This window comes from Moorena sp. SIO3B2, from assembly GCF_010692525.1.
Classification (GTDB): domain Bacteria; phylum Cyanobacteriota; class Cyanobacteriia; order Cyanobacteriales; family Coleofasciculaceae; genus Moorena; species Moorena producens.
Window position 1 is genome coordinate 1 of the sequence record NZ_JAAHHE010000193.1, and the last position, 12,169, is coordinate 12,169.

10 protein-coding genes and 1 pseudogene are annotated in these 12,169 nt (G+C 45.2%); 5 read left to right on the forward strand and 6 right to left on the reverse strand.

All coding sequences use genetic code 11. From position 1 onward, the window contains the following. Positions 1-88: 88 nt before the first annotated feature. Complete coding sequence (locus F6K38_RS26965) at positions 89-289, forward strand: hypothetical protein (RefSeq protein ID WP_287358138.1); 201 nt, start codon at positions 89-91, stop codon at positions 287-289. Between the two features lie 610 nt (positions 290-899). Here the strand turns inward: F6K38_RS26965 and F6K38_RS26970 are convergent. Then, on the reverse strand, positions 900-1,871 hold the full coding sequence (locus F6K38_RS26970) for a homogentisate phytyltransferase (RefSeq protein ID WP_287358141.1): 972 nt from the start codon (positions 1,869-1,871) through the stop codon (positions 900-902). 332 nt (positions 1,872-2,203) lie between these two features. Here F6K38_RS26970 and F6K38_RS26975 point away from each other — a divergent pair. Beyond that, positions 2,204-3,416, forward strand: a pseudogene (locus tag F6K38_RS26975) (RNA-guided endonuclease InsQ/TnpB family protein). Positions 3,417-3,454: 38 nt separating this feature from the next. On the opposite strand, the gene F6K38_RS26980 reads toward F6K38_RS26975, so the two are convergent. Continuing rightward, positions 3,455-4,798: an NAD(P)/FAD-dependent oxidoreductase gene (locus F6K38_RS26980; protein WP_044495002.1), complete on the reverse strand. Its 1,344-nt coding sequence runs from the start codon at positions 4,796-4,798 to the stop codon at positions 3,455-3,457. Positions 4,799-5,185: 387 nt separating this feature from the next. Here F6K38_RS26980 and F6K38_RS26985 point away from each other — a divergent pair, with 387 nt between their 5' ends. Both F6K38_RS26985 and F6K38_RS26990 read left to right on the forward strand, forming a co-directional pair. After that, on the forward strand, positions 5,186-6,688 hold the full coding sequence (locus F6K38_RS26985) for a glycosyltransferase (protein ID WP_287255330.1): 1,503 nt from the start codon (positions 5,186-5,188) through the stop codon (positions 6,686-6,688). Between the two features lie 300 nt (positions 6,689-6,988). Continuing rightward, the gene (locus F6K38_RS26990; protein ID WP_287358146.1) at positions 6,989-8,905 is read left to right on the forward strand and encodes a phosphatase PAP2 family protein; all 1,917 of its coding nucleotides are present in this window, start codon (positions 6,989-6,991) and stop codon (positions 8,903-8,905) included. A gap of 116 nt (positions 8,906-9,021) precedes the next feature. On the opposite strand, the gene F6K38_RS26995 is transcribed toward F6K38_RS26990, so the two are convergent. Then, positions 9,022-9,180 carry a hypothetical protein gene (locus tag F6K38_RS26995; RefSeq protein ID WP_287266605.1) on the reverse strand — a complete coding sequence of 53 codons (159 nt, stop codon included), beginning with the start codon at positions 9,178-9,180 and terminating at the stop codon, positions 9,022-9,024. 85 nt (positions 9,181-9,265) lie between these two features. Here F6K38_RS26995 and F6K38_RS27000 point away from each other — a divergent pair, with 85 nt between their 5' ends. Further along, on the forward strand, positions 9,266-10,519 hold the full coding sequence (locus F6K38_RS27000; RefSeq protein ID WP_287358147.1) for a GDSL-type esterase/lipase family protein: 1,254 nt from the start codon (positions 9,266-9,268) through the stop codon (positions 10,517-10,519). Here the strand turns inward: F6K38_RS27000 and F6K38_RS27005 are convergent. From F6K38_RS27005 to F6K38_RS27015, 3 genes are all read right to left on the reverse strand, one after another. Beyond that, positions 10,514-10,717, reverse strand: coding sequence for a hypothetical protein (locus F6K38_RS27005; RefSeq protein WP_044495006.1), 204 nt, complete (start codon positions 10,715-10,717; stop codon positions 10,514-10,516). The genes F6K38_RS27000 and F6K38_RS27005 overlap by 6 nt on opposite strands. Before the next feature lie 291 nt (positions 10,718-11,008). Beyond that, complete coding sequence (locus F6K38_RS27010) at positions 11,009-11,236, reverse strand: hypothetical protein (RefSeq protein WP_131827076.1); 228 nt, start codon at positions 11,234-11,236, stop codon at positions 11,009-11,011. A 31-nt stretch (positions 11,237-11,267) separates the two neighbouring features. Next, positions 11,268-12,169: Gfo/Idh/MocA family protein (locus tag F6K38_RS27015; protein WP_287358150.1), on the reverse strand; the 902-nt coding region annotated here is incomplete at its 5' end.

Genomic DNA, 12,169 nt, shown 5'->3' on the forward strand with positions numbered 1-12,169 from the left:
AAAAAAAAGTTTTTTAAACCCTTGACAATTATAATCATAATCATTACAATAATCATTAAATGACCACAATGAGTTCAATTGTTAAATTATGCGACAAGGATTTACTAAAAACCTCAAGAAACAACCTGCTCAGCACACTCTGAAAGGGTCTCGGGAAGCAGTAATATATAGTATGCAGACGATGTATGCCCTAGGGTATGCGGAGATTTGCGAATGGACTCCTCTGGAGGCGACTGATGTTCCAGGTGAAGTGATGACTACACTAACCAAGTATTGGCTGTTGCCATAACACCTTAAATTAATGGGGGGTTTTCCCCCCAGTCAAAGGTTCCGGTCTGCTCAAATAGGATCACATCAGGTTAGGTTTAGTAACTGAGTGACATAGCAGAAGTCAGAAGTCAGAAGTCAGAAGTCAAAAGTAAAACTCTTGCGCTTACTTAGCTTTGAGACTTTTGTAATGTCCTAACTGCCCTGTCTTGATGCAGTCGCTCATGGGGGAAACCCCCAAGACCGCTTAGGTGCGCTTTCCGTTGGCGAATTAAATTCGCCACGGGTCGCACCTCTGCATCGCTGGCGACTGCTATATAACAATTTCAACGGACTTATTGTGGAGTTTAAATAGCCGTGGATAGTATTTCTACGGCTATTTTTTTGTAAGTATTCAGCTATCAGCTATCAGCTATCAGCTATCAGCTATCAGCGGTCAGCTATCAGCTATCAGCGATTAGCGCTACGCGCACGCTACTTGAGGTGCTATCAGCTATCAGCGATTAGCGCTACGGGCACGCTGTCTTGATGCAGAGGTGCTTTTGAATAAAATAAGCTGACGGCTGACGGCTGACGGCTGACGGCTGACGGCTGACGGCTGACGGGCTGTTGATTCGATTGATTGAGAAACCCTATAGTCTAAAAAGACAAGCCGCTGGGAAAATCAAATATTCCAGGAAAAAGAGTTTCCAGATAAACTGATAAAAACTAGCGATCGCATTTTTATCCTCCAAGTCTACCTGGTAAGAGCGCCACCACATTACTGCTAATGCTACCAGATGGGTTCCTACCAAGAAGAGGATATTTACTGAACCGAGGAGCAGCACACTAGCTAGCACCATGGCGAGATAGCAAGCAGTAATCACCCCCCGTGCTATATTAAATACCGCCAATTTACCGAGGCGGATGGTAAAGGTAGTGATATTGAAAAGCTTATCCCCATCGATATCTGGGACATCTTTGAATATTGCGATCGCAACGGTAAAGACTAAGATAAACCAGGTCAATGCCCACACTGCTGCGGTGGGCATCATCACTTGTCCCTGTTGCAATGCCCAACTAAAGTGTAAAAACAGACCTAAATTAACGATTGCTCCCCGCACTGAAAAAATACATAGCGCTGCCCAAAAGGGAAACCGCTTTAGCCGGATTGGTGGCAAGGAATAGCATGTACCAATTGCCAAACCAATACTGACCATCAACAACAACCACGGTCCCAATAACCAAGCAAACAGTAGCGCTAGGATACCAGTTATCGCCACAATCCGCTGACCTTGTTGCAGAGAAAACTCCCCTGCAGCAATGGGAAGATGGGGCTTATTAATCCGGTCAATCTCCACATCGTGGACTTGATTTAGTCCTACAATATAGACATTACCGCACAAACAAGCAATCCAAGCTCCCAGCAGTTGACCGAATCCTTGCCAAGTCCAACCACTGTTAGTCATGGAAACGGCAATGGGATAGAGGGCAAAAATACTTAAACTCGTCCCAATAATCGTATGGGGACGAGAAAATTTCCAGAAACTGTACAGCCAAGCGGCTGGTTGCTCCAATAGATTAATTGAGGAAGGAGTAGATGCTTTAGAGGAAATCTGACTCATGTATTAGGTTAATGGTATTAGGGATTAAAGTTTAGGTTAATGGTTTTAGTACTTAATGCCTAGTGTAAGGGTCAGTGGTCAGCCGTCAGCCGTCAGTGGTCAGCTGTCAGCCGTTGGCCGTAGGCCAATGGCTGAATGCTGAATGCTGAATGCTGAATGCTTACCAAAAATCTTGGGTTTAAAGCCCCGTCCTTCTAGGACGGCTTTTTTAGATCTAGGCTTGACATTTTTATATCTGCTCTGTTAATATAAAAATGTATCGAAGGGGGTCGATATTCGTTCCCGTAGCGTGACCGTTCCCGTAGCGTGACCGAAGGTCAAGGTCAAGGTCAATGATAATACTAGAGTTTAAGGCGAAAGGGAAGGAATCCCAATATTCAGCTATAGACGAAGCTATCCGGACAGTCAAATTCATCCGAAATAGCTGTATTCGCCTCTGGTTGGATAATAAGGGGACAGGAAAAAGTGATCTTAGTAGGTATTCTAAAATTCTTGCCAAGCAGTTCCCTTTTGCTAATGAGTTAAACTCTACTGCCCGTCAGTCTGCATCTGAAAGGGCGTGGTCATCGATCGCTCGGTTTTACGATAATTGCAAGAAACAAATTCCTGGGAAAAAGGGTTTTCCTAAATTCCAAAAACGTGGTCGCTCTGTCGAGTATAAGAAATCAGGATGGAAATTATCCCCTGACAAGAAGTCGATAACGTTCACAGATAAAAAAGGAATTGGGAAGCTTAAACTCAAGGGTACCTGGGATTTGTGGCGTTTTGACAAGAAGCAAATTAATCGGGTTCGGATAGTCAAACGGGCTGACGGGTACTATGTCCAATTCTGCGTTGCAGTCGTAGCACGCGAAGACATAGATTCAACTGGTAAGACGATTGGGCTAGATGTAGGACTTAAAGAGTTTTATACAGATTCCGACGGCCATTCTGAACCTAGCCCCCGATTTTATAGAAAAGGCGAAAAGCGTTTAAAGTTTTGTCAGCGTCGGGTTTCCCGAAAAAAGAAAGGCTCATCCAACCGAAAAAAAGCCATAAATAGACTAGGCAGGCAACACCTCAGAATAAGTAGGCAACGTGAAGAACATGCGAAGAGACTCGCACGTTGCGTAATCCGTTCTAACGATCTGGTCGCCTATGAAGATCTCAGAGTCAAAAACCTAGTAAAAAATCATTGTCTTGCCAAATCTATTAATGATGCAGGTTGGTATCAATTCAGGAAATGGTTGGAGCATTTTGGAACTAAATTTGGTCGGATAACTGTTGCAGTAAATCCTGCCTATACAAGTCAAAACTGCTCCAACTGCGGTGAAGTTGTGAAGAAATCTCTCTCTACTCGAACCCATGCCTGTGAATGTGGATGCGAATTAGATAGAGATCATAACGCCGCCATTAATATCCGCAACAGAGCCATAAGTACGACGGGGCACGTCGGAACTTGGATTTTAAATCCTAACGCTTCAGGAGATCTAACCTCTACTCTTCTTGATTCCGGTCTGGAAGAGCCACGTTGGGTCGTTGAGTGAAGAATCCCCGCGCCTTTAGGCCGGGGAGTGTCAACTTAATCCCTAATCCCTAAAGCCCTACACCTGTACGGGAGTCCGATAATCTCTTCTCTCCTCGAAATTCCCTGCTGGTTCTTCCTCAAGATTGGTAATCAAACGAACCCCGCGCTTAAAGGTAAGGTAATGCCATGCCCACTGAATCATGACCAGCAACTTGTTATCAAATTCAATCAGGAAGAAGATGTGGATAAAAATCCAGGCTAGCCAAGCGGGGAAACCAGAGAACTTAACAAACCCCAAATCCACTACTGCGGCATTCCGTCCAATCACCGCTAAATTACCATAATCCTGATAATGGAAATCCGGTACTGTCTCCTCCTTGAGGCGCTTCTGAATCAGAGTAGATACATACTTGCCTTGTTGCATCGCCACTGGCGCAACTCCTGGTAGGGGCTTACCGGTTTGATGAGAGAAATTCGCCAAATCACCAATCACAAAAATATCCGGATGTCCGGCCAAGCTCATATCCGGTTGTACTATCACCCGTCCAGCCCGGTCTAGCTCGACACCAGTAGCGTTTGCTAGCGCCTTGCCCATGGCAGATGCTTTCATCCCTGCTGCCCACAGAACAGTTTTGGCGTTAATTTCCTCTACCTGCTCTCCTCGACGCATGGTAACTATATCATTATCAATATTAGTAACTAGAGTCTTTGTCTGTACTGTCACCCCTAACCGTTCCAGAGAATTTTGGGCTTTTACTGATAACTCCGGTGGGTAAGGAGGCAAAATCCGATCCATCCCTTCCAACAGCACAATCCTCGCTTCGGAGGTATCAATATCGCGGAAGTCATTTTTTAAGGTGTCGTAAGCCAATTCTGCCATGGCTCCGGCTAATTCCACTCCAGTTGGTCCGCCTCCTACCAACACAAAGGTCAACCAAGCGCGACGTTTCTCGGGGTCAGTTTCTTTTTCTGCTGCTTCAAAGGCAGAATAAATCCGACGTCTAATGTCTAGGGCATCTTCAATGGTTTTCAAACCAGGAGCGTCTTGTGCCCATTGATCATTACCGAAGTAGTGGTGGCTAACGCCAGTGGCCACGATCAAGGAGTCGTAAGATATTTCTTTGTCTGCTAGTTGAACGGTTTTCTGGTTCGGGTCAAGACCAATTACTTTCCCCATCAGCACTTGAGTATTTTTCTGGTGACTCAGGATTGCCCGCAGGGGTGAGGAAATATCACCAGCGGATAAGCCCCCGGTAGCCACTTGGTAGAGTAGGGGCTGGAACAAATGAAAGTTCCGTTTATCGATTAGAGTTACTTTCACTGGTGCCTTTCTCAGAGCCTGAGCAGCATAGAGTCCACCAAATCCGCCACCAACAATGACCACATGGTGAGGAGATTGGGTCTTTGCTTCACTAACCATAGAACCAACCATAGAACTAACCATAGAATGTCTTACCTCTCCTGAATTTATTTACGATTGATTTTGTTTACGATTGATTACGAATAACGTCCCTGCCTTCACCCTAGACCTTTTGTAAAAGTCAGTTTTTAGGAGGTAACTAAACTATCGTAGTTATCACCCTGTTGTTGGCTATTTATGCAACAGATCTCGTCTTTCCCGAGGCTTCTTAATATAAGTTAACATTAAAAACTATTAAATGTGTCGTGAAAACCACCCAATTTCATAATATAATTATAAGTTTAATTTTTAATTAACATAAGAGCCCCAAAACAAGCTCAACCCGGATTGTCAATCCTAGGAATTGTCAGGGTTTGGTAACAGTTTGTTTTTATTCGAGTCAGTGTGATGCACATTGGATTTCTCAACCCTCACGGTAATTTTGACCATAAAAATAGCTACATTAGCGAACATCCCGATTTCGGTGGTCAGTTGGTTTATGTCAGGCAAGTGGCAGATGCGATCGCAAAACAAGGTCACCAAGTAGATATTCTCACCCGCCACATCATTGATCCGGATTGGCCAGAATTTGCCGAGACATTTGATTGCTATGGGAGTGTAGACAACCTTCGGATTATCCGATTGCCAGCCGGACTACAAGAGTTCCTGCGCAAGGAGTTGTTATGGCCCTATCTCGTCCAAGACTGGGTACCAAACATCCTGGAGTTTTATCGAGAGGAAGGTCGATTCCCTGATATCATGACTACCCACTATAGTGATGGGGGACTGTGTGGAGTGCTGATTGAGCAACAGACCGGGATCCCTTTTACTTTCACAGGTCATTCCCTAGGGGCTCAAAAAATGGATAAACTCCACGTCACTCCAGAGAATCTGGCGGAAATTGATCACTATTACAATTTCCGATACCGGATCCTAGCCGAACGGTTGAGCATGAACCACTCAGCCCTCAATATTACTAATACCGCACAAGAGCGGTTCCAACAGTACAGTCATCATGCTTATCGTGGAGCAGTGGATGTAGAAGATGATCATCGATTTGCCGTGATTGCACCGGGAGTGAATGCTTCTGTTTTTGGTTCCGATGCGATCGCTCATAATGAACAAGCGACTTATCAACTGATTGAACAGCGATTGCGCCGGGATATCAGTGAGTCACGGCGCAATCTACCAGCTATCTTGGCATCCAGCCGTTTAGATCCCAAGAAAAACCTCCTAGGTTTAGTGCAAGCATTTGCTGACGATGTGATAGTCCAAGAGAAAGCCAATGTGGTGCTGATTACTGGTGGATTGGATAACCCCTTGCAAGAAAAAGTCCAGGATCAACAGACCGAAAAACTAGTAATCGGTCCCATCCGGGAAGTAGTACGAGAAAAAAATTTGTGGGGTAAAATTAGTGCTTTCTCAGTACCCGATCAACCAGCATTAGCCGCCTCCTATCGGTATTTTGCTCAGCGTGGTTCGGTGTTTACTCTTACCTCCCTGTTTGAACCCTTTGGTCTTGCTCCTTTAGAAGCAGCAGCGGCTGGATTACCGATAGTAGTGACAAAAAATAGTGGTGTCGGTGAAAGTCTAAAAGTAGGGGATGAAGACTATGGTATGTTAGTCGATCCCAATGATCCAGCAGATATTGCTAGAGGAATCAGGGAAATACTTTGTGATCAAAAACTGTGGCAAAGGTTACAGAAACGTTGTCAGCAGTATGTTTTGAAATATTACACCTGGGATAGCACCGCTTTAAACTACTTGAGCCGAATCAAACAGATTATTTCTGAACCATCAGCACATCCTGTTGCTGAGTTAATTCCGATCCATTCCTATTTCCGTGCTCCACAGCCAGAGAATGATATTGCTTTGGAAGAATTGAGCTACTGGTATTTTGTTAAGGATTAGTTGTAGGGCTTTTTCCAAGACTTTCATTCTCATTAATCTCGAACTATAAAATTCTCAAGGGCAGAGGTTTATTTTAAGCTGTTCGCCTAGCGTGAGCCTGTGGCTGACGGCTGACGGCTGACGGCTGACAGCACCTCAAGTAGCGTGGCCTACGGCCAACGGCTAAATCCTTACAAACCAACCGATTTTTTTTCCTGAAAAAAGTACCCTTGTGGGTACTGTCAGAGTCATAAATTACTTTTTAGATTTGAATAGACATCTTAAAAACATATCAAAATTCTTTTCCCTAAGGAGATTCTCATGGCAAATCGTTCAGAGAAGTCTTTTGACATTCGCCTTGACGCTGCAAAACTAGCCAGAAGTCGTGACTATCCTACCCATAAAGCCAATGGGGATGAACAGCGACATGCTGATGATCAGTATTTTATGTCCTTTACCAAAGGGCTACCTCACAATCCTGATACAGGGCTACTACAAGACCCACAGGATTTTGTGGAGTTTCGCCGTGCAGTGGACGATGGCTTTATTGATCCCTTCTCTGATCGGGTACGTCATGGTGCCAAATTTGAGGTAGTATTTACAGGTCAAGACTACACTATTAAACCTGAGACTAACCCTGATCTGCTTGAGCAATTTAGACAATGGCAAGCACCAACTGCAGGGGTTGTCTTTGAGCTAAACGGACCCGATCCACAAGCGGTTACCATGCCTCCAGCACCACCGTTAATGGATGCTAGCGGTAAGGCTAACCCAGAGCTAATTTTTGAGATAGCAGAGGTCTACGAATTAGCCATACTGCGGGATCAGCCCCTCAATGACTTTGAGAAAAGAGGAGCGAATAGCAAAATCGAGAGTTCAATCAATCGTCTCAATGCCCTCGACTATATTCGCAACCAAACTGGACGACCTCGGAAGGTAAATTCCAGAGGCAAGCTTGATGAGCAAAATGTATTCCGAGGCTCTTCTCCAGGAGTGGAAGTCGGCCCCTATCTCTCTCAGTTTCTACTGATAGGTAATGTTGATCTCAATGGTGGTGGCAACGTTGCAGAGGGGAAAATTACCTATGGTGCTTTGCAAATTGATCAAAAGGTTCCCATTGCAACACCCTGCCAAGATTACATGACCAACATGGAAGACTATGTCTTGGTTCAGCGTGGAATTAAGCAAGACAGAGAAACCTATGTTTTAGAGAATGATCAAAATCCTAAGCTACCAGATCGTCCAGCTCGTCGATTTATCTCCACTCCCCGGGATTTAGCAACCTATGTTCATTACGACGCTCTTTATGAACCTTATCTCAACGCTTGCATCATTCTCCTGGGGATGCAAACACCCTTCGATCCCGTTTTTGATCATCTTTCTGGGGGTGGTGTGGCAGCAGCTAATCCAGCAACCCGTCGCAATGCTGGTGGTTTTGCCCTCTATGGCGGTCCACACATCTTAACTTTGGTTACCGAAGTAGCGACACGAGCACTCAAAGCTGTTCGCTTCCAGAAGTTCAATAACCATATTCGCCTGCGACCAGAGGCATTGGCAGCCCGGATTGAAATATTACGGCGATTTCAAGAGCTACCTAATCAAGCTAAAGCTAGTGTACCCAGAGCATTAATCAAGTACATTAGAAGGTTTGAACGTGAACTAGAAAGCAACGGTACTCTCAAGTCGATTTTGGAACTAGCCAATCAAAATGGCTCTAGCTCACAGAATTATCTACTACCAATGGCATTTCCTGAAGGGTCTCCCATGCACCCTGCCTATGGTGCAGGACATGCCGCTGTTGCTGGGGCATGTGTGACCATGCTTAAGGCATTCTTTGATACTAGTGCAGTTTTAGTAGAAACACCAGTCAAAAACCCAAAACCGGGACAAGCAAGGACACAGATCAGATTTAAACGCTATAGCCCCAAAGATCAGGCTATTGTGTTCCGTGCCCCTGATCCATCTGCTTACAGGAAAGGTGAGGCGAGACTTGTTTCAGAGCGTACGAGGGATTTTTTGACTCTGGAGGGTGAGTTGAACAAACTCGCTGCCAATATTTCCATTGGTCGCAATATGGCTGGGGTTCACTATTTTACTGACTACTATGATAGTTTGCGCATGGGTGAAGAAATTGCCATCGGTATTCTGGAAGAACAGGCATTGACCTATTCCACTGATCCCTTTGTGCTGTCACTCCCAACCTTCGATGGAGATGTGATTCGGATCGGTGCGCGTTGAGCTATCCCTTCCTTAATGATGGGTATTAAGTTGAATACCCATCATTAAGGAGATGGGGAGATGGGGAGATTTGATTAAGGGTAATTATGTTGGCGTTGCTGAATAATGGAATGATTTTAAGAGTGAGGTGGAATGGGCATCTTGCTTAGGTGCGCTCTTACTTGGCGAATTAAATTCGCCACGGGTCGCACCTGTGGAATGGGCATCTTGCGTGGAACTGGCATCTTGCCAGTTTCAATATATTTCCGGGCGGGCAGGATGCCCACTCTACTCATATTCATTCAAAGACTGACGCAACGCCATTATGCTGACATTATATTAGAAGTGCTTTAAAGTTGTCCGGATTTCCTCGATTGTTTGATGTCAAAAGAGTATAGAGAGGAAAGTGGGCAAATTATGAGCAATTTATATCTGTTAACAACAACTTTACTCACTGGAGGAGCAATGTCTGCTCCACCACCACCACCCCTACCTGCCAATCCCTCAGATAGCCTCTCAACCCTGTTAGTGTCAACAGCTAATAAAGCATTGCAGGCTGGGGTTAGTCACAAGATTGTCCCTACTTTAGAAACCACTGTCAAAACTTCCTCTCCTCAATTTAGTAGTCAATGGCAGAAACGTAGCCCTACTAAATTGTTACAGCCGTTTTCAGATGAATTGACCTCACTACCTTTAGCTGCAAGCCCCCTAAATCCCCCAATTCTGGGGGACTTTAACTCAATTTCCCCCTCCGGTGCGCTTTCCGTTGGCGAATTAAATTCGCCACGGGTCGCACCGCAAAGTTGGGGGGCTAGGGGGGCGAAACTTGGTGTAAAGTATCGGCAAAGTTTACCCAACTATCGACCTGCTACTCCTTCACCAAAGTCGGGAACGGAACTGTATTATCAACGATTAGCTGCCCTCAGAGCTGGCAAACTTTATACTCGCTTACCTGCTCATAGTTTCTCATCGTTTTGGGCAAAGGGATTAAATCACAAAGGAGTCCCTCTGAGCAAACCTACCTATCAGCAATGGAAACAACTCTTGGCACAGGAAGCCAGAGCTGTTGCCTACGGACAGGGTAACAATCGTCTGTCTATGGTAGTGGGAGATTCCCTAAGTTTGTGGTTACCGGCACAGGGATTACCTAAATATCAACTTTGGCTCAATCAAGGCATTTCTGGTGAGAATACCAGTCAAATTTTGAGTCGATTATCGGCATTTTCCCAGACTCGTCCTGATACAATTTATGTGATGGCAGGTATCAATGATTTGCGTCAGGGGAAAACCGACCAAGTTATTGTCAATAATCTGCGCCAGATTACCCGTCAATTGCGGCAAAATCACCCACAAGCTCAACTGATTATCCAGTCGATTTTACCGACACGAGCTACTGCTATTTCTAATCAGCGCATTCGTAATCTTAATCAACAAATTGCTCAGATTGCTCAACAAGAAGGAGCAGCCTATCTCAATCTTCACAAGTTGTTTACTGATAGTAAAGGTCAGATGCAGCACAACTTGACAACTGATGGCATACATTTAACGCCTCTTGGCTATCAGGTTTGGCAAGAGGCGCTACAGTATACAGAATCGTTGATTGCTGCAAATCGCGCTAGGGCTTCATCTCTATGAACGGGATTGTCGGGAGGCCAGTTTCTCACAATTAGCTTGGGTTTGCTGCAATAGTTGCTCTCTACTATCTGCTGCTGTAGTGAGGTTAGGAACTAATTTTCGGGCGTGGAGTGCCATGTGAAACTGAAGCTCGGCGACATAATCGCTAATGCCTTCACAACCATGATCATTGTGGGGTTGAGTAGAATGCAAATCCAAAGTGTCCTCCTTGTCTAACTTTACCATTAGGTAGTTCGAGAGCGGGAAAGCTGCGTGTCCAATCAGCCCATAGGAAACCCGACTCGATGTATCTTACAGAAGATATCATGGTATGCCAAGGGCATATCTGATTTTGTAATGAAGTTTAAAATATTTGTTAAGATTTATATACTTTAGGTAATTTATACAACGTCGTTGTCAATTTTATGGTATAAAATGTTGACGATAAATTTTACCAAATGATAAATGTAAGCATTCAGCAGTCAGCATTCAGCGGTCAGCCGTGAGCTTTTAGCTCAAGCTACGCGAACAGCCGTGAGCCATTCGCTTAGCGTGGCACAGGCTTTGGCCTTGGCCTTTCGGCCACGCGTGCGCGTTTGGCCACGCTGTGCGAACGACGCTGGGACTTTCCCGTAGCCCATAAGCACCTAAAGTAGCGTCGCCACAGGCCCAAAGCTGATAGCTGATAGCTGATAGCTGATAGCTGATAGCTGATAGTACCTCAACTAGTGTGCGCATTAGCTGATAGCTGATAGCTGATAGCTTAAAACTAAATTAAAGCGATCGCATGACCTGTAGCTGCGGACTCACGTAATGCATCTGCAACCTTGAGAGTATAACAACTATCTACGGTCGAGACATACAGGGGTGTTCCTTTAACTAGATGGTCAATTACCATAGCGGTATCTTTAAGAAACAAACCCCGTCGCCCTGCTACTTCAATTGGTTTGGTTTCCTCTGCCTTAATCAGATTACCTTGGTCTCCCTCAAACAGCAGTGTGCCTTGGTTTCCATGCACCTCAAAATTCCGTAACCTCTGCCAGAACATTTCCCCTTTACCATAGGTAATATCTGCGATTAGACCACAAGTAAAGCGCAGTTGGGCATTACATAGACAAGCAGTAAAGTACTGATCAGCAGCATCCCAAAATTGGGATTGACAATACACAGAAGCGACTTCACCAAACAAGTCTGTAAAGCGGTGAATGCGAGAAAGAGCAGCAATGAAGGGAAAGCCAAATAGTTCCAGATTGAATGTCCAGCCCCGGGGTGCAGGGTGTTTCGGCGCAATAGTTACGTAACGGGCATAAACCGGTTCACCAATTTTGGGCAAAGATTGGCGCAAGGCTTGATGCAAGCCCCCTAAAAGCTCAATATGTTCTACATGGAGGAGCTTGCCCTTAGCGTTGGCTAGGGTAATCAGGGATTCGGCATCTTTGGGGTCAAGGGAAAGGGGATATTCAGTGACAACATGTTTCCCGGCATTAAGGGCAGCACGGGCAATTGTGCCATGATCCCGATTAATCGTGCTAATAAATACTAGATCAAGCTCCGGGTGTTCTACCAATTGCTGCCAGGAATCCACCACTGTAGTGCCGTGGGTTTCAGCAAAATCTTGTGTTTTGGCAGGGGTATGACCACAGACCGCCACTAAATGCGATCGCGAATCCG